The 17,146-nt window shown below is 66.4% G+C and carries 18 protein-coding genes and 1 tRNA gene; 13 read left to right on the top strand and 6 right to left on the bottom strand.

Annotation, left to right across the window (positions count from 1 at the left end; all coding sequences use genetic code 11):
- Positions 1–135: 135 nt before the first annotated feature.
- A complete protein-coding gene (locus BST12_RS18445) occupies positions 136–1,782 on the top strand; it encodes a recombinase family protein (protein WP_083114581.1) in 1,647 nt (548 codons plus the stop codon).
- Here the strand turns inward: BST12_RS18445 and BST12_RS18440 are convergent.
- Positions 1,764–1,849, bottom strand: a tRNA-Leu gene (locus BST12_RS18440). The two genes, BST12_RS18445 and BST12_RS18440, sit on opposite strands and share 19 nt — an antisense overlap.
- A gap of 118 nt (positions 1,850–1,967) precedes the next feature.
- On the opposite strand from BST12_RS18440, the gene BST12_RS18435 reads away from it, so the two are divergent.
- The 3 genes from BST12_RS18435 to BST12_RS18425 are packed head-to-tail and all read left to right on the top strand — an operon-like array spanning position 1,968 to position 4,513.
- The gene (locus BST12_RS18435; protein ID WP_139801761.1) at positions 1,968–3,314 is read left to right on the top strand and encodes a M20/M25/M40 family metallo-hydrolase; all 1,347 of its coding nucleotides are present in this window, start codon (positions 1,968–1,970) and stop codon (positions 3,312–3,314) included.
- 32 nt (positions 3,315–3,346) lie between these two features.
- Positions 3,347–3,877 carry a YbhB/YbcL family Raf kinase inhibitor-like protein gene (locus BST12_RS18430; protein WP_083114579.1) on the top strand — a complete coding sequence of 177 codons (531 nt, stop codon included), beginning with the start codon at positions 3,347–3,349 and terminating at the stop codon, positions 3,875–3,877.
- A gap of 30 nt (positions 3,878–3,907) precedes the next feature.
- Entirely contained in the window at positions 3,908–4,513 is a 606-nt protein-coding gene (locus BST12_RS18425) for an alpha/beta hydrolase (protein WP_245850422.1), read from the top strand.
- 204 nt (positions 4,514–4,717) lie between these two features.
- On the opposite strand, the gene BST12_RS18420 is transcribed toward BST12_RS18425, so the two are convergent.
- The 4 genes from BST12_RS18420 to BST12_RS18405 all read right to left on the bottom strand — a co-directional run bounded on the left by BST12_RS18420 (position 4,718) and on the right by BST12_RS18405 (position 8,718).
- A complete protein-coding gene (locus BST12_RS18420; RefSeq protein ID WP_083114577.1) occupies positions 4,718–6,229 on the bottom strand; it encodes a PE family protein in 1,512 nt (503 codons plus the stop codon).
- A gap of 85 nt (positions 6,230–6,314) precedes the next feature.
- Positions 6,315–7,412 carry a quinone-dependent dihydroorotate dehydrogenase gene (locus tag BST12_RS18415; RefSeq protein ID WP_083114576.1) on the bottom strand — a complete coding sequence of 366 codons (1,098 nt, stop codon included), beginning with the start codon at positions 7,410–7,412 and terminating at the stop codon, positions 6,315–6,317.
- The gene (locus BST12_RS18410; RefSeq protein WP_276028972.1) at positions 7,409–7,615 is read right to left on the bottom strand and encodes a DUF5703 family protein; all 207 of its coding nucleotides are present in this window, start codon (positions 7,613–7,615) and stop codon (positions 7,409–7,411) included. The genes BST12_RS18415 and BST12_RS18410 overlap by 4 nt, the downstream gene beginning before the upstream one ends.
- Before the next feature lie 44 nt (positions 7,616–7,659).
- Positions 7,660–8,718, bottom strand: coding sequence for a YncE family protein (locus tag BST12_RS18405; protein ID WP_083114574.1), 1,059 nt, complete (start codon positions 8,716–8,718; stop codon positions 7,660–7,662).
- A gap of 111 nt (positions 8,719–8,829) precedes the next feature.
- Between BST12_RS18405 and BST12_RS18400 the strand changes: the two genes are divergently transcribed.
- From BST12_RS18400 to BST12_RS18360, 9 genes are all read left to right on the top strand, one after another.
- Complete coding sequence (locus BST12_RS18400) at positions 8,830–9,132, top strand: hypothetical protein (RefSeq protein ID WP_083114573.1); 303 nt, start codon at positions 8,830–8,832, stop codon at positions 9,130–9,132.
- 74 nt (positions 9,133–9,206) lie between these two features.
- Positions 9,207–10,037 (top strand): undecaprenyl-diphosphate phosphatase, encoded by an 831-nt coding sequence (locus tag BST12_RS18395; RefSeq protein WP_083114572.1) that lies wholly within the window; start codon positions 9,207–9,209, stop codon positions 10,035–10,037.
- The gene (locus BST12_RS18390) at positions 10,034–10,747 is read left to right on the top strand and encodes a histidine phosphatase family protein (RefSeq protein WP_083114571.1); all 714 of its coding nucleotides are present in this window, start codon (positions 10,034–10,036) and stop codon (positions 10,745–10,747) included. The genes BST12_RS18395 and BST12_RS18390 overlap by 4 nt, the downstream gene beginning before the upstream one ends.
- A gap of 43 nt (positions 10,748–10,790) precedes the next feature.
- Complete coding sequence (locus BST12_RS18385; protein WP_083114570.1) at positions 10,791–11,378, top strand: DUF3090 domain-containing protein; 588 nt, start codon at positions 10,791–10,793, stop codon at positions 11,376–11,378.
- Entirely contained in the window at positions 11,362–12,177 is an 816-nt protein-coding gene (locus tag BST12_RS18380; protein WP_083114569.1) for an SCO1664 family protein, read from the top strand. Before BST12_RS18385 ends, BST12_RS18380 begins: the two co-directional genes overlap by 17 nt.
- Before the next feature lie 45 nt (positions 12,178–12,222).
- Positions 12,223–13,011 carry a 3'(2'),5'-bisphosphate nucleotidase CysQ gene (locus BST12_RS18375; protein ID WP_083114568.1) on the top strand — a complete coding sequence of 263 codons (789 nt, stop codon included), beginning with the start codon at positions 12,223–12,225 and terminating at the stop codon, positions 13,009–13,011.
- Between the two features lie 255 nt (positions 13,012–13,266).
- The gene (mshC, locus tag BST12_RS18370) at positions 13,267–14,511 is read left to right on the top strand and encodes a cysteine--1-D-myo-inosityl 2-amino-2-deoxy-alpha-D-glucopyranoside ligase (protein ID WP_083114567.1); all 1,245 of its coding nucleotides are present in this window, start codon (positions 13,267–13,269) and stop codon (positions 14,509–14,511) included.
- Between the two features lie 23 nt (positions 14,512–14,534).
- Positions 14,535–15,416 (top strand): SDR family oxidoreductase, encoded by an 882-nt coding sequence (locus tag BST12_RS18365; protein ID WP_083114566.1) that lies wholly within the window; start codon positions 14,535–14,537, stop codon positions 15,414–15,416.
- Between the two features lie 3 nt (positions 15,417–15,419).
- The gene (locus BST12_RS18360; RefSeq protein WP_083114565.1) at positions 15,420–16,625 is read left to right on the top strand and encodes an FAD-dependent monooxygenase; all 1,206 of its coding nucleotides are present in this window, start codon (positions 15,420–15,422) and stop codon (positions 16,623–16,625) included.
- 240 nt (positions 16,626–16,865) lie between these two features.
- Here BST12_RS18360 and BST12_RS18355 read toward each other — a convergent pair.
- On the bottom strand, positions 16,866–17,146 hold a 281-nt coding region (locus BST12_RS18355; protein WP_083114564.1), incomplete at its 5' end, for a PAC2 family protein.

The following is a 17,146-nucleotide window of genomic DNA, read 5'->3' as shown; positions in this document are numbered from 1 at the left end:
GCCGACGATGTCAGAGGGGGATGTTGAAATTGACGTGCCCGACCACTATCGACTTCCGCGCGAGGCCAACAGCGCGCTGGTACACGTGATAATGGCTGTGCGGGACCGGATGCTCGGATCAGGGAGGGGAGTGGCGTGAGCCTGAGGTTTGCCTTCTATGGCCGAGTGAGCACTGAGGACGCTCAAGACCCGGAGGCGAGCCGCAGCTGGCAGAAGCGGCGTGCCATGGACCTGATCGCCCCGCACGGCGGAGTCATCGCCGCTGACTACTTCGATGTGGGACAGAGCCGTTCGCTGCCGTGGAAGCGCAGGCCGGAGGCATCACGCCTCCTTGCTGATGTCGCTTCTCGGGACCGTGGCTTTGATGCCGTTGTTATCGGGGAGCCCGCCCGCGCGTTCTATGGGCCGCAGTTCGCGCTTACTTTCCCTGTGTTGACGCACTACGGAGTTAGTTTGTGGGTACCTGAGGTCGGTGGAGCGGTCGACCCTGGCTCCGAGGCGCACGACCTTGTGATGACGCTCTTTGGCGGAATGAGCAAGGGCGAGCGTGCGCGAATCCAGATGCGAGTCCGTACCGCGATGTCGGCGCTCGCGCAGGACACAACGAGATATCTCGGTGGTCGACCACCGTACGGTTACCGGCTGGTCGATGCCGGACCGCACCCAAACCTTGCCAAGGCAAATCTCGGGCAGCGGTTGCACCGCCTCGACCCCGACCCAGCGACGTCTCCAACCGTTGAACGGATTTACCGTATGTATGCCGAAGGCGCCGGCCTCCGCTACATCGCGCAACAACTCACCGATGATGGTGTGCCGTCACCTAGCCAATATGACCCCACCCGGAATCGACACCGTGACCCGCGGGGATGGTCTCATTCGGCGGTCCGCGCAATCCTCGACAACCCGGCATACCAAGGCGTCCGCGTTTGGGGCAAACAGGAGAAGTACGAGGTCTTGGTCAACCCCGACGATGTCGCAGCGGGGTATGAAACCCGCATGCGGTGGCGGGATGAGGCCGACTGGATTGCACCGGACCGCCGTACCCACGAAGCGCTGATCACAGCCGAGCTGGCGCAGGCCGTTCGTCTTCGGACACAGGCGCGCAGAGGGCCCGGGCTCGTCTGCAGTAGAGAATCGGCCGTGCCCTATGCGCTTCGTGGGCTGCTGTACTGCGCCGCATGTGGCCGGCGGATGCAGGGGGCTGCCCGACCAGGGAAGCAGACAACGCGCATCCTCTACCGATGCGAGCTCGGCAAGTCGCGTTCGGTACCGGTCGACCTGAGTGATCACCCGCGGACGGTGTATCTCCGGGAAGACGAGGTGACCGCGCGACTGGACAAATGGATCGCCACCTTGGCCGATCCGGAAGACCTCGCGCGAGGGCAGGACGTGGACCCGGCAGCTGGAAATGGATATGCCGCCTTGCAGCGTGAGCTCAGCGAGGTGAATGGCAAGATCGCCGCCCTGGTCGCTGCGGTGGAGTCCGGTGTGGCCGTTGAGGATTTGGCTGCTGCGTTGCGTCGTCGCACGGCCGAGCGTGACGAGCTGAGGGCACGTCTTGAGCGCACGGAGCGGCCCCAGGTTATGTCTGCGGCAGAGATCAGCGAGTTGGTTGAGCAACTGGGCGGGCTTTCAGCGGTGTTGGGTGAGGCCACCGGGGCGGAGCGTGCCCAGGTATACGCGACCCTCGGACTGCGTCTTGATTACGATCCGCATCTGCGACAAGTCAAGGCGACAGCCGACTTAAGTCGTGTCGCCGGATGTGTCCGAGGGGGGACTTGAACCCCCACGCCCATTAGTAGGGCACTAGCACCTCAAGCTAGCGCGTCTGCCATTCCGCCACTCGGACAAAGCAACCACATGAGTTGGCAGCTAAGGCTATCGGATGGGCCTGCGCACGCCCAACCCGGCTCGGCGATCATCATCGGTCACACCAGCACCGCTATCAAGTGGTAGGAAAGGTGACTGTGACCCGTGAGACAGAGGCGCCAGCCCGCCCCGCCGATGACGTTGCCGAGGTTGTCAGCAGGCTGATCCGGTTCGATACCTCCAATACGGGTGAACTCGAGACGACCAAGGGAGAAGCCGAGTGTGCGCAGTGGATCGCTGAGCAGCTCGCCGAGGTCGGTTATCAGACCGAATACATCGAGTCCGGCGCGCCGGGCCGGGGCAATGTGTTCGCCCGCCTCGAGGGGGCCGATCGCTCGCGGGGCGCCCTGCTGATCCACGGCCACCTCGACGTGGTGCCCGCCGAAGCGGCCGATTGGAGCGTCCACCCCTTCGCCGGTGCGATCGAAGACGGGTATGTGTGGGGCCGCGGCGCGGTCGACATGAAGGACATGGTCGGCATGATGGTCGTGCTGGCCCGCCACTTTCGCCGCGAGGGCATCGTGCCGCCCCGCGACTTGGTGTTCGGATTCGTCGCCGACGAGGAGCACGGCGGTACCTACGGTGCGCAGTGGCTGGTCGACCACCGGCCCGACCTTTTCGACGGCATTACCGAGGCAATCGGTGAAGTCGGCGGCTTCTCCCTCACGGTGCCGCGCCGCGACGGGGGCGAGCGCCGGTTGTACCTGATCGAGACGGCCGAGAAGGGCATCAATTGGATGCGGCTGACCGCGCGGGGCCGGGCCGGCCACGGCTCGATGGTGCATGACCACAACGCGGTCACCGCCGTCGCGGAGGCCGTCGCCCGGATCGGTCGCCATCAGTTTCCGCTGGTGCGCACCGACACCGTGGTCAACTTCCTCGCCGCTCTGAGCGAAGAGACCGGCCTCCCGTTCGACATCGAATCACCCGATCTGGACGGACTGATCGAAAAGCTCGGTCCCATGGCTCGCATGCTCAAGGCCGTCCTGCACGATACGGCCAACCCGACGATGCTCAAGGCCGGCTACAAGGCCAACGTCGTTCCCGCAGTAGCCGAAGCGGTGGTGGACTGTCGCATCCTGCCCGGTCGTAAGGCGGCGTTCGAAGCCGAGATCGATGCGCTGATCGGTCCGGACGTGGCCCGGGAATGGGTCAGGGATCTGCCGTCGTACGAGACGAGTTTCGACGGCGAGCTGGTCGATGCGATGAACGCCGCCGTGCTGGCGATCGACCCGGACGGCCGCACGGTTCCGTACATGCTTTCCGGCGGTACTGACGCAAAAGCGTTCGCGCGCTTGGGTATTCGCTGTTTTGGCTTCAGTCCGCTGCGGCTGCCGCCGGATCTGGATTTCTCGTCGCTGTTCCACGGCGTCGATGAGCGGGTACCCATCGACGCGTTGCGGTTCGGCACCGACGTGCTGGCGCACTTCCTGACAAACTGCTAGAGATTTCGCCCGATTACCCGAGAGGACTGTCCATGGCATCGCCGTCCGACCCGTATGACGCACTGCCCAAGCTGCCGTCTTTCACGTTGACCTCCAACTCGATCACCGATGGGCAACCGCTGGCCACTCCGCAAATCAGCGGAATCATGGGCGCCGGCGGCGAAGACGTCAGCCCGCAGCTGAGCTGGTCGGGATTCCCCGCCGAGACCCGCAGTTTCGCGGTCACCGTCTATGACCCGGACGCGCCGACGCTGTCCGGCTTCTGGCACTGGGCGGTCGCCAACCTGCCCGCCGACGTCACCGAATTGCCCGAGGGCGCCGGCGACGGCGGCGAGTTGCCGGGACGCGCGCTCACTCTCGTCAACGACGCAGGCATGCGCCGCTATGTGGGGGCCGCGCCGCCGGCGGGCCACGGACCACACCGCTACTACGTTGCGGTGCATGCGGTGAAGGTGGAAAAGCTCGACCTCACCGAAGACGCCAGCCCCGCCTTCCTGGGGTTCAACCTGTTCCAGCACGCGATCGCCCGCGCGGTCCTTCACGGAACCTACGAGCAGACCTAACCGCACCGCCGTCGGCTCCGAATCACAATCGTGGCGCCACGCAACCAGGGGTGTGTACTCGTCCTGCCGGGCGGCAAGGTGCGAAGCGATGCGGCGTCGCACTGGTGGCAGCTGGCCAACCTGCGGATGATGTTCGTCGCCCGCGCGCTGCGCCGACGGCTGGGCCGCCATGTCTATGTGCGGCGGGTGCAGTACCGCCGCCGCGGATGGAACAGTCCCGGATTGGATGCCGTCCGCGACGCCGAACATGTTCTCGACCAACTCCGCCGGCGGTGTGCACCGGAAAGCGTTGTCCTGGTTGGCCATTCGATGGGCGGCCGGGTCGCGGCGCGGTTGGCGGCGCGCAGCGACGTGGGTGCCATCGTTGCGCTGGCCCCGTGGTGGGGTGGAGGAGCTGGCGACCGGATCCCGGTGGGTACCCGACTGCTGGTTCTGCACGGCACCGCCGATACGTGGACAGATCCTGCTGATTCACGCAGCCAAACCTTTCGTGCTCGCGCTCGCGGTCTGGATGCGCAATGGGTGGGCCTGGACGGTGCCGGACATTACATGTTGCGCCGATGGCGCGCATGGCACTGTCTCACAACTGATTTCGTGTCGGAGTATTTACTGTCCGCCAGGTATTCGGAGACTTGAAAGCCTACCGGCTGAGCTGTCTGCGGAGGATGTTAGCCAGCTTGATGATCGCCAGGCCCAGCATCCCCTCGCAACCGTCGCGGTGATTTTCATCGACATTCCTTCTGCGAGATCACCAAGCCCATCTTCTGGAATGCTCCCGCAGACCGCGTGCGAGATCGTCGCGAAACTCTTGCGAAATTCTTGCGCCCGGCCGAGCGCCGACTACTTGGGCGAGATTGCTGAGGCGACTTGCTCGGGAATGTAGGTCAGCAATTCAGGGACGATGCCGCCGAATTGCGTTCCCCCGAAGCTGAGCGTGACCGGGAGCGTGGTCAACCCGGCGGGGATGTGGATCGTCGCTGAAATCGGTTGTGGCCCAGCAAGAATCCCGTAGAAGGGCAGATGGACCACGACCGGTGTGTTTGCGGCGATAGTGGGAAGCGGTGGAATAACTACTGTCTCGGTCACCGGAATCGTCAGATCGACAACGGTTTGGCCATTCAGGAAGCCGTTTGCCACGTAGGCCGGCATGCCGACGATTGCGGTTACCGCACCGATCGCGTCGCCGGTCTGCACTGCCGTTCCGAATGCCGTCAGGCCCGTAGCCAACCCGTCTAGGGTGGCGATCGGCGGCCCGATGAGCGCAACGCCCAACGAGGGCCCGACCGTACCGACGGCGTTGAACAGGTTCTGCGCCATATGTCGAGGAATGGTGCCCTGCGGCAACAGGCTGAGCAGATCCTGCTCCTGCTGACCAACGACATCCATGATCGGCAGCAGGTCTCCCGCCGGCCCGTGGATCATCACGTTCGACGCGTTGCGCAGTTCGACGCCGTCGAGGAACAGATGCGCCAAGGCGCGCGGCATCCCATCCACGGCGCCGTGATAATCGCCGGTCAACGCTGCTTGGCCGGTCATACCCAAGTCGGACTGCAACCCGGGCAGGTTGTTCTGCAGGTCATAGGCCGCGTTAGCCAGCGACGCGGCGATAGTCTGGCCGTACCCGAACTGTCTGCCGATGTACCACTGCGCGGCCTCGGCCGGATGGAAGCCGTCGATGGCGGCCTGGATTTGCGACGGCAAAGCTTGCAATCCGGCGGGAAAGGTCGCGATACCCTCTGCCATCGCCGCGGCAACCTGTTGCGCGTAGCCCTGCTGGTTGCTGATGACCTGCTGCAGCGCCGGGAAGGGATGCGCGGCCCAGTTGCCGACGACGGTCTGCAGATTGGCGCCGGTGTTGGCGAAGAGGGCTTGGTACGGGCCGACGACAGGCGCCGAACCGCCGGTCGGGCTGGGGCCGAACAGCCCCGGCAGTATCGAGCCGGGGTTGCCGCCAATGAGTGAGGAAATGACTGACCCGATTTGCTGGCCGCCGCCGTTGAGGATCCCGGTAGGGGTACCGCCGCCGACGGGGCCGCCCAAAAGTGAGTCGGTGGCGGCGGCTTGGGCGACATTGGCGACCTCGGTGTCGAGATAGGCCGCCGCGCCGGCCTTCATCAAATCGGCGAATTGGTCGTGAAAGGCCCACGCGTGGGCGCTCAACGCCTGAAATTCCCGGCCGTACGCGCCGAAAAGGCGTGCGAGCGCGGTCGACACTTCATCGGCGGCCGCGGCCGTAACGCTGGTGGTCGGGCCCGCGGCCGCCAACGTCGCCTCCGCCAGAGTCGAGCCGATACCCGCGACACTCCCGGCCGCGGTACCCACCGCGTCCGGCGCGGTGATCACAAACGACATGACATGGCCCCCTCAAGACCCCCGACCAACGTCGGACCCACGACGCGACCATGGTGCCAAATGGCCGGGCACAGATGCAGCGAATTCAGCGATTGACCCCTGAACCGACCGCCTGGCTCAGCGACGCGAAACCGCCGGCATGCAATCGGCGGGCGATGCCGTCGTGAATGTCCTTGGCCCACAGGCCGCCGCCGTAAATGAAGCCGGTGTAACCCTGCAGCAGCGAGGCGCCCGCGGTTATGCGTTCCCAGGCGTCGTCGACGGTTTCGATACCGCCCACGCTGATCAGCACCAGCCGGTCACCGACCCGGGCATACAGTCGGCGCAGCACTTCCAGCGCGCGTCGAGCCACCGGCGGGCCTGAAATGCCGCCGGCGCCCAACGCGTCGACGCCCGGTGTGACCAGCCCGTCGCGCGATACCGTGGTATTGGTGGCGACGATTCCGGCCAGGCCCAATTCGACTGCCAGGTCTGCGATTTCGTCGACTTCGGCATCAGAGAGATCCGGTGCGATCTTAACCAGCACCGGTGTCGAGGTCTCCTGCAGGACCGCCGACAGAATGGGCCGCAGCGACTCGACCGCTTGCAAGTCCCGCAGCCCGGGCGTGTTCGGCGAACTGACATTGACCACCAGATACGACGCCAGCGGACCGAGCAGCCGGGCGCTGGCCCGGTAGTCGTCGACCGCCGCCGCGGCCGGGGTCGCCTTGGTTTTGCCGATGTTCACCCCGATCGGGATGTCGGGGGTGTGCCGCGCGAGCCGGATGGCCAGTTCGCCGGCGCCATGGTTGTTAAACCCCATCCGGTTCAACAGCGCGCGATCGGCGGCCAGCCGGAACATGCGCGGCGGCGGGTTGCCCGGCTGCGGATGCGCGGTGACGGTGCCGATCTCGGCATAGCCGAAACCCAGTGCACCCCAGGTGGCCAGTCCGATGCCGTCCTTGTCGAATCCCGCGGCCAGCCCGAGCGGGGCGGGGAAGCGCACCCCGAACACCGTGCTGGCCAGCACGGGATCCCTCGGCCCGAGCGCTCGTCGCAGCCGCCGGCGCACCGGAGCCCCGGCGGTGGCCCCGCGCAGCCCGGCGAACACCAACGTGTGGACGCGCTCGGGCGGGACCAAGAACAGCAGCCGTCGCAGCAGACCGTACCAACGGTGTTGGCCCGACTGCCCAAGGGCCGTCACAGTTCCGGCTGATCTGGCCGCCGGTCCTCCAACCGAGACTTCTTGCGGCGCAACAAAACTCGCCTGCTGCCGTCGGTGTAGAGACGTACCCGCGTCAGCTCCCAGCCCCGGTACTCGGCTTCGATGGACAACCGGGTGGATGCGCTGAGCCGGGTGACCTCCGGCGGTAGGCGCAACGGCACCCACTCGTACTCGTCGGACATGTCGGTGTCCCAGCCCGCGGGCAGCCGGCTCCACCTCGGCGCACTCACGGACGACCCGCCGCGTGCTCGATTACCTGCACCCCGGCGCCGGTCCCCGACACCACGTACAAGGTGTCCGTCGTTTCGTCGAAGGCCAGCGAGTTGGGTTGCTGCACAGTTGGGTAACGCACCTTTTCCACGGGTATTCCGGTGGACAGATCGTAACCAATAACGATGTTCGACGCGGTTTGGGATACCCAGGCAAGCGTGTGCGAACCGGCTAGCCCGTACGGTGCCCCGCGCACCGGATACGCCTGGCGCAGGATCAGCGGATCGATCCCGTAAACCAGTAGCTGCCCACCGCGCGTGTCGGCGACCAGCACCCGGTTCAGCGGATCGGCAGCCAGGGTTGTCGCGCCCTGACCGGCACGCAGGGCCTGCTGTGCTCTGCCGTCGGCGCCGATCGTCGTCACCGAAGTCTGGCCGCGATCCAGCACGACGGTGGTGTTCCCTTGTGTCGCAAGGGCATCCACCCGCGCAAAGATCTTATTCCGGTTGGCCACTCTCGCTTCGGAGGCGGCATCGGAGGCCAGCGTGTACACCGCGCCATCGGCGCTGCCCAGCACCAGCTTGCCGTCCGCGCGACGCGCGATCGCGGTGAAGTCGGTCTGCCCGGCGTCGGCCACCTTCACCTGGGCGACGTGGCCGGAGGACAGGTCGACCGTGAGGTAGCCGCCACGCGTGGCCAGGTCGGCGGTGCCGCGATCGTCGCAGGTCAAAGCGGCCGCAGCCACCGGCAGCGTGATGACGCGTGGCGGCGCTTGGCCGGCGCCGAACAGGCTGAGGCTGGCCGGTGCGGCCGGGTCGGCGCCCGGGCTGAGCACCGCCAGCTGGTGCGTGCGGCCGTCGAAGAACGCCGCCTGGGGGTGGCCCGGCAGAGGACGCACCGCGCCGGCCGGTTGCTGCGACACCGGCGGCGACACGGCCGGCTGCGCCGGATCGATCGTCGGGGGTGCAACGTTGACCGACATCGACGAACATGCCGTGGCCGACAACGCCAGAGTCAGCAAAACGAATAGCCCGGAAAACCGGTGGTGTACTGGCAATTTATGCAGATTCAGCAACGGGACAACCCTCGAACATAGAATATACAAATCAAACTCTAAGGCACGCTGTCGCACCCAATATGGTCATGTTGCCTCCGTCGCGCGGTACTGGAGAGGTATTCTCCCCGCATGACCGTCACCGCTGACCGTCCTACCGCAGACCACGAGTTTGCTGTCGAAGACATGATTGCGGGGATTTGCGCCAGCGGATATGGACAAGTCGGTGATGGACGCAGTTTCTCCTTCCACATCGAGCACCGTTCGCTCGTCGTTGAAATTTACCGGCCGCGGCTGGCCGGGCCAGTTCCGCAGGCTGAAGACGTCGTCGCGAAGGCGGTCCGCAGCCTCGTCGACATCGACCTCACCGACGAGCGCAGCCTAACTGCCGCAGTGCGCGATGCGGTCGCGTGCGCCGTTCCGGTGTCGCGCTAGTCACAGCGCCGGTCGCACTGGGTGGCGGCCGTCTGCGATTAGGTACGGTCGTCGTCGTGTCTGCCGTCTCGCCCATGTCCTGGTGGCAAGTCATTGTGCTCGCTGTGGTGCAGGGTTTGACCGAGTTCCTGCCGGTGTCGTCCTCGGGACACCTGGCGATCGTGTCGCGGGTCTTCTTCAGCGCTGATGCCGGGGCCTCGTTCACCGCGGTCACCCAGTTGGGCACCGAGGCCGCCGTGCTGGTGTACTTCGCGCGCGACATCGTGCGCATCCTTAGAGCCTGGTTCAACGGCCTGTTCGTCGCCTCGCATCGCAATGCCGACTACCGGCTCGGGTGGTACGTCATCATCGGGACCATCCCGATCTGCATTCTGGGCTTGTTGTTCAAAGACGAGATCCGCTCGGGAGTGCGCAATCTTTGGGTGGTGGCAACCGCTTTGGTGGTGTTCTCCGGGGTGATCGCCCTGGCCGAGTACCTCGGTCGACAGACCCGCGACATCGAGCACCTCAACTGGCGCGATGCCGTGGTGGTCGGCGTCGCTCAGTGTCTGGCTCTGGTTCCCGGCGTCTCGCGCTCCGGGTCGACGATCAGCGCCGGACTTTTCCTCGGACTCGAACGCGAACTGGCCGCCCGATTCGGCTTTCTGCTGGCCATCCCAGCGGTATTCGCGTCGGGGTTGTTCTCGCTGCCCGACGCATTCCATCCGGTAACCGAGGGCATGAGCGCCACCGGGCCGCAGCTGCTGGTGGCCACCCTGATCGCGTTCGTCATCGGCTTGTCCGCGGTTGCCTGGTTCCTGCGTTTCCTGGTGCGGCACAACATGTATTGGTTCGTCGGCTATCGGGTTGCGGCGGGCGCCGCGGTGTTGATCCTGTTGGCGACGGGAACGGTGGCGGCGACGTGACGGTAATCCTGCTGCGGCACGGCCGGTCCAGCTCGAACACGGCCGGAATCCTGGCCGGTCGTTCCGAGGGCGTCGACCTCGACGACAAAGGGCGCGAGCAAGCGGCGGGCCTGATCGACCGGATCGGCACCCTGCCGATCCGGGCGGTAGTGAGTTCGCCGCTGTTGCGGTGCCGCAACACCGTCCAACCGCTGGCCGAGGCGCTGTGTTTGGCGCCCGTCATCGAGGACCGGATCGCCGAAGTCGACTACGGCGAATGGACTGGCCGCAAGATCGCCGAATTGGTCAACGAGCCGTTGTGGAAGGTCGTGCAGGGCCATCCCAGCGCGGCGGTGTTCCCCGGCGGCGAGGGTTTGGCCCAGGTGCAGGCCCGTGCGGTGACGGCGGTGCGCGAACACGACGGTCGGCTGGCCGAGCAGCACGGCGGCGACGCCCTGTGGGTGGCTTGCACTCACGGCGACGTGATCAAGGCGGTGATCGCCGACGCGTACGGCATGCACCTGGACAGCTTCCAGCGGGTCACCGCCGATCCCGGCTCGGTGAGCGTGGTTCGCTACACGCCCTTGCGCCCTTTCGTGCTGCACGTCAATCACACCGGCACAGGGTTATCCGCCGGGTTGCGCGCCGCGCCGCCGAAGCCGGAATCAAAGGACGAGTCGAAGGACCAAGTGCCGTCCAGCGACGCGGTGGTCGGCGGTTCCACCAACTAGCAATCGCACGGCGATGGCGTCCGCACGGTATTTTGGAAGTGCCATGGCCCGCGCAATCCACGTCTTCCGCACACCCGACCGCTTCGTGGCCGGGACGGTCGGGCAGCCCGGAAATCGCACCTTTTACATTCAGGCCGCACACGATTCCCGGGTCGTTTCGGTGGTCCTGGAGAAGCAGCAGGTGGCGGTGCTCGCTGAGCGCATTGGAGCGCTGCTGCTCGAGGTCAATCGCCGCTTCGGTACCCCGGTTCCTCCGGAACCCACCGAGGTCGACGACCTCAACCCGCTGATCATGCCGGTGGATGCCGAGTTTCGGGTTGGCACCATGGGATTGGGCTGGGATTCCGAGGCGCAGACCGTCGTCGTCGAATTGCTGGCCGTCACCGACGCGGAGTTCGATGCCTCCGTGGTCCTCGACGACACCGAGGAAGGTCCCGACGCGGTGCGGGTGTTTCTGACGCCGGAGTCGGCACGCCAGTTCGCTACCCGGTCCAACCGCGTCATCTCGGCAGGACGACCGCCGTGCCCGCTGTGCGATGAACCGCTGGACCCCGAAGGGCACATCTGCGCACGCACCAACGGGTACCGGCGCGATGCGCTGCTCGGGTCCAACGATGACGCCGAGGAATGACGACCGTCAGGTGCTGCGTGACGGCGCGCTGACCGTTCTCGGACGCATTCGCTCGGCCAGTAATGCCACGTTTCTGTGCGAGGCGACGCTGGGTGACAGCAGCGTGCACTGCGTCTACAAGCCGGTGTCGGGGGAGCAGCCGCTGTGGGACTTTCCGGATGGAACGCTGGCCGGCCGCGAGCGCGGTGCGTATCTGGTTTCAACACAGTTGGGCTGGAACATTGTGCCCTACACCATTATTCGGGACGGGCCCGCCGGACCCGGGATGCTGCAGCTGTGGGTGCAGCAACCGGGTGACGCCGTCGATTCCGATCCCCTGCCCGGGCCCGACCTCGTGGACCTGTTTCCCGAAAGTAAGCCTCATCCCGGTTATCTCGCGGTGCTGCGCGCCTACGACTACGCCGGTGACGAGGTCATCCTCATGCACGCCGACGATGTCCGATTGCGGCGGATGGCGGTATTCGATGTGCTGGTCAACAACGCCGACCGTAAAGGCGGACACATCCTGTGCGCCCTCGACGGCCAGGTCTACGGGGTGGACCACGGGGTTTGTCTACATGTCCAGGACAAACTGCGCACCGTGCTGTGGGGCTGGGCCGGCAAGCCGGTCGACGACCAGACTTTGGCAGACGTCGCGGGGTTGGCCGACGCGCTGCGCGGACCGTTCGTTGACGAGTTGACGGGTCAGATCACCAGGGCCGAAATCGCCGCGCTACGCGGGCGCGCAGTCGCGCTGCTGGACAATCCGGTGATGCCCGGACCCAACCGGCACCGTCCCATACCGTGGCCGGCCTTCTAGGGCCGGCCTGCCAGGCGGGAATTTGACGTCCGCGATACTGAAGCGGTGAGCCCGGCCGCCGACGACGTGACAGACGCCGCGCTGGCAGCCGACCTCGCCGCGGACGCCGGCGAGTTGCTGCTCAAGGTTCGCGAAGAGATCGGTTTCGGCTACCCATGGGCGCTCGGAGACGCGGGTGACTTCCAGGCAAACGAGCTGATACTGCGGCGGTTGCGCGCCGAACGTCCCGGCGATGCGGTGCTGAGCGAAGAGGCCCACGACGACCTGATGCGGCTGCAGTCCGACCGGGTGTGGATCATCGACCCGCTGGACGGGACCCGCGAATTCTCTACGCAGGGGCGCGATGACTGGGCGGTGCACGTTGCGCTGTGGCAGCGCCGGGGCGACGGCCGGCCGGAGATCACCGACGCCGCGGTGGCGTTGCCGGCGCGCGGAAACATGATCTACCGCAGTGACACGGTTACTGCCGACGCAGCGCGAGTCGGCATCCCCAGCACACTGCGAATCGCGGTAAGCGCCACCCGCCCGCCGGCGGTGCTGCACCGAATCCGGCAGATGCTGGCCATTCAACCCGTGGCAATCGGGTCGGCCGGCGCCAAAGCAATGGCGTTGATCGACGGCGAGGTCGACGCCTACCTGCACGCCGGTGGCCAATGGGAGTGGGACTCGGCCGCGCCGGCCGGGGTGGTGCTGGCCGCGGGCATGCACGCGTCGCGGCTGGACGGCTCGCCGCTGCGCTACAACCAGCTCGACCCGTATCTACCCGACTTCGTGATGTGTCGTGCGGAGTTGGCGCCGATCCTGCTTGACGCCATCAGGCGGGCGTGGCGCTGAGTGTGTGAGCCTGCAAGCCTGCGAGCTTGAGCGACCATGATGCACCTTGAAACGCGATACCGCCGGCGGTATCGCGTTTGCGGGTCGGGTATGGAGCTCCCTCGCAGTACTGCTGTGACTCGTGTGCACTGCCGTGGTTCTGCTTACCGCAGCCCGCTGCGCGGGCTGCATCGTCGCCACGCTGGGGCTTGATTGCGCGGCTCCTTCTCAGCCCGCTGCGCGGGCTGCATCGTCGCCACGCCTAAAGTCGAGCACATGAAATCGTGGCCTGCCCTCGCGGTTCCGGCGCTACCCGGACGCGGTCCGGAGCTGCGGCTGTACGACACTGCCGACCGGCAGATCCGCCCGGTAACGCCGGGCGCCAAAGCCACCATGTACGTCTGCGGGATCACGCCGTACGACGCAACGCACCTGGGCCACGCCGCGACCTACTTGGCCTTCGACCTGATCCATCGGCTGTGGCTCGACCTCGGTCACGACGTGCACTACGTCCAGAATGTCACCGACGTCGACGATCCGTTGTTCGAGCGTGCCGATCGCGACGGCATCGACTGGCGCGATCTCGCCCAGCGCGAAACCGCCCTCTTTCGACAGGACATGGCGGCACTGCGGGTACTACCGCCGCACGACTATGTCGGCGCTACCGAGGCAATCGCCGAAATGGTGGAGCTGGTTGAAAAGGTGCTGGCTTCCGGCGCCGCGTACACCATCGACCCCGAAGTGGGGGAGTACCCGGACGTCTATTACCGGGCTGACGCCACCCTGCAGTTCGGCTACGAGTCCGGCTACGACCGCGAGACCATGCTGCGCCTCTCCGAGCAGCGCGGCGGGGACCCCGACCGCCCCGGCAAGACCGACGAGCTGGACGCGCTGCTGTGGCGCGCCGAAAGACCCGGAGAACCCACCTGGCCTTCGCCGTTCGGGCCGGGCCGGCCCGGCTGGCACATCGAGTGCGCGGCAATCGCACTCAGCCGTATCGGCAGCGACTTGGACATCCAGGGCGGCGGCAGCGACCTGATCTTTCCGCATCATGAGTTCACCGCTGCGCACGCCGAATGTGTCAGCGGCGAAAGGAGATTCGCCCGCCACTACGTCCACGCCGGGATGATCGGCTGGGAGGGCCACAAGATGTCCAAGAGCCGCGGCAATCTGGTGCTCGTTTCTGCGCTGCGCGCCCAGGGGGTCGAGCCGTCGGCCGTCCGGCTGGGTCTACTTGCCGGCCATTACCGGGCCGACCGCTTCTGGAGCCAGCAGGTTCTCGACGAGGCGACCCAGCGGCTGCACCGTTGGCGTACCGCGACCGCGCTGCCGGCCGGCCCGGACGCCGCCGACGCGATCGCTCGGGTGCGCCGCTACCTGGCAGATGATCTCGATACGCCCAAAGCTATTGCCGCACTTGATGGTTGGACCAACGATGCGCTGGAGTACGGCGGCCATGACGAGTACGCGCCGAAGTCCGTGGCCGCCGCGATCGACGCCTTGCTCGGGGTGGTCCTGTAAGCGCGCGGTGGTACGTTTCGGCCATGACATCGCTGCAGGACAAGGTCGTCTTCATCACCGGAGGTGCCCGCGGAATCGGCGCTGAGGTCGCCCGGCGGCTACACAACAAAGGCGCCAAACTCGTGCTCACCGATCTGGGCAAGGCCGAGCTGGACGCGATTGCCGCCGAGCTCGACGGCGACGACCGCTTGCTCACAGTGGTTGCCGACGTGCGTAATCTACCCGCCATGCAAGCTGCGGCCGACCAGGCCGTCGCACGATTCGGCGGCATCGACGTGGTGGTGGCCAACGCCGGCATCGCCAGCTACGGCTCGGTGCTGCAAGTCGATCCGGAAGCCTTCAAGCGGGTGCTCGACGTCAACGTGCTCGGCGTCTTCCACACCGTCCGAGCCACCATGCCGGCGGTGATCGAGCGCCGCGGCTATGTGCTGATCGTCTCCTCACTGGCCGCATACGCCGCATGTCCCGGCCTGGCGCCCTACAACGCGACAAAGGCCGGAGTCGAAATCTTCGCCAACGCGCTGCGCTTGGAGGTCGCCCACCACGGAGTCGACGTCGGGTCTGCGCACATGTCCTGGATCGACACCGCCCTGATCCGTGACACCAGGGCCGACGTGCCGGCATTCAACGAACTCCTAACCCGGCTGCCCTGGCCGTTGAACAAGACGACGTCGGTGAACAAATGCGCGGCGGCATTTGTCGCCGGCATCGAGGGCCGCAAGTCGAGGGTGTTCTGCCCGGAGTGGGTGGGCCTGGCTCGCTGGCTGAAGCCGGTTCTGTCGCTGCGGATCGGCGAACTGCCCGTGCGCCGAGCCGCCGCCCAGCTGGTGCCCCAGATGGACGACGAGGTTGCCGCGCTCGGTCGTTCCACCAGCGCCTACAACAAGACCCTGGAGAAGTCCTAGCCCGTGAAGGTAGCCATCTGCGGCGCCGGCATCGCCGGGCTGGCGCTGGCGGAGCGACTGTCGGCGCTGGGCGCCGAGGTAGTACTACTGGAACGCTCATCGGGTCCGCGGGCGCAGGGCTACATGATCGACTTCTTCGGCGCCGGCTACGACGCCGCCGAAGCGATCGGTGTCCTGCCCGCAATCGAAAAGGTCTCCCATCGCATAACCGAAGCCAGCCTGGTCGACGAAAGCGGGCGCCGCCGAGCCGGTCTGCGCTATACACAGATCGCGAAGGCACTGGATGGCCGAATATGCAGCCTGATGCGGCCCGACCTGGAAAAGGTGTTGCGCGACAACCTTCCCGGCGACGTGGACCTGCGCTTCGGTACATCGGTCGCCGACGTGTCGCACCGAGAAGATGGGGTGACGGTCACCCTGGACGGCGGTGCGCAACTTGACGTGGATCTGCTGGTTGGCGCCGACGGGATCCACTCGACGGTGCGTGCGTTGGTATTCGGCGCCGAGTCGCAGTATCTGCGTTACCTCGGTTTCCATTCCGCCGCTTACGTATTCGCCGCTGCGGGCATCCGCGATGCGGCCGCCGATCGTTTCGTTCTCACCGACACCATCGACCGCCAGATGGGCTTCTATGCACTGCGCGACGGGCGGGTCGCGGTGTTCGCGGTGCACCGCACGCCGGATCCGGAGCTGCCGCAGGATGCTCGCGCGGCCATCCAAGACCGATACGCGGGCATGGGCTGGTTGGTGCCCGAGGCGCTCGAACGGTGCCCGCCGTCGGCGGACATCTTCTACGACCAGGTCGCGCAGGTCGAGATGCCCCACTGGCGCAAGGGACGAGTCGTGCTGATCGGCGACGCCTGCGGGGCGGTATCCCTGATCGCCGGGCAGGGCGCTTCGCTCGCGGTCGGCGGCGCCTACGTGCTGGCCGAACAACTGCGCAGAACGTCGTCGCTGGAACGCGCCCTCGACTTCTACGAGCGGCTGTGGCGTCCGGTGGTCGAAGAAAAACAGGAAGCCGGCCGCGACGCCGCCAAACTGTTTCTCCCCGCATCGTCGTCGCAGCAGTGGACCCGTCGAACGGCGCTGCGGCTGGCGGGGCTGCCCATGGTCAGGCGACGCATCAATGCGCGGTTGATCGGAGAACCCACCGCCGTGATCGCAATGCTGCGCAGCGGGTCGCCGGAATTTGATAGTTCGGGGAGCTAGTTCGGGGTTAGCATGCGCAGGTACGCCAGCCCAACGACGGGCAACGGAAAGGCGCGACCGATGGGTCCAAACAGAAGCAAGCGAACGAAGACGGTCCGTACGCTCGGCGCGGTGGTAATCGCGGCGTTCGCCGTACTGGCGGCGGGCTGCGCACAGGGATCCCCATCGTCCCCGGCGCCTGGCTATTCCACCGTGGCACCCGCACCGCCCACGCAGTAGGGCGCGCACTCGTCTGCGCCGCTAGCGCCCGAAACCCGGACGGCGGCGTAGGTAGCGCTCGAATTCGGCAGCCAGTGCGTCGCCGTCGATCTTGCCCATCACCTCGTTCACGTCCAGCGCGGCGTCGCCATGTTGTTCCAGCGATTGCACGTAGTCAGCGAGTTCCTCGTCGTCGGCTGTCATTTCGGTGATCTCTCGCTCCCACGCCTCGGCTTGGGCGGGTAGGTCGCCGAGCGGCACCGCGATGTCCAGCACGTCCTCCACCCGGCGCAGCAGCGCCACCGTCGCCTTCGGGTTGGGCG

Source organism: Mycobacterium angelicum (assembly GCF_002086155.1).
GTDB lineage: Bacteria > Actinomycetota > Actinomycetes > Mycobacteriales > Mycobacteriaceae > Mycobacterium > Mycobacterium angelicum.
The sequence above is the reverse complement of the archived record's forward strand: the minus strand, read 5'-3'. Positions and strand labels throughout refer to the sequence as shown.

Excerpts from the sequence above, each read along its gene's own strand:
- BST12_RS18430 (WP_083114579.1), top strand. The coding sequence starts at position 3,347 with ATGGCATCGCCGTCCGACCCGTATGACGCACTGCCCAAGCTGCCGTCT.
- BST12_RS18420 (WP_083114577.1), bottom strand. The coding sequence starts at position 6,229 with ATGTCGTTTGTGATCACCGCGCCGGACGCGGTGGGTACCGCGGCCGGG.
- BST12_RS18410 (WP_276028972.1), bottom strand. The coding sequence starts at position 7,615 with ATGTCCGACGAGTACGAGTGGGTGCCGTTGCGCCTACCGCCGGAGGTC.
- BST12_RS18400 (WP_083114573.1), top strand. The coding sequence starts at position 8,830 with ATGACCGTCACCGCTGACCGTCCTACCGCAGACCACGAGTTTGCTGTC.
- BST12_RS18395 (WP_083114572.1), top strand. The coding sequence starts at position 9,207 with ATGTCCTGGTGGCAAGTCATTGTGCTCGCTGTGGTGCAGGGTTTGACC.
- BST12_RS18385 (WP_083114570.1), top strand. The coding sequence starts at position 10,791 with ATGGCCCGCGCAATCCACGTCTTCCGCACACCCGACCGCTTCGTGGCC.
- BST12_RS18380 (WP_083114569.1), top strand. The coding sequence starts at position 11,362 with ATGACGCCGAGGAATGACGACCGTCAGGTGCTGCGTGACGGCGCGCTG.
- mshC (WP_083114567.1), top strand. The coding sequence starts at position 13,267 with ATGAAATCGTGGCCTGCCCTCGCGGTTCCGGCGCTACCCGGACGCGGT.
- BST12_RS18365 (WP_083114566.1), top strand. The coding sequence starts at position 14,535 with ATGACATCGCTGCAGGACAAGGTCGTCTTCATCACCGGAGGTGCCCGC.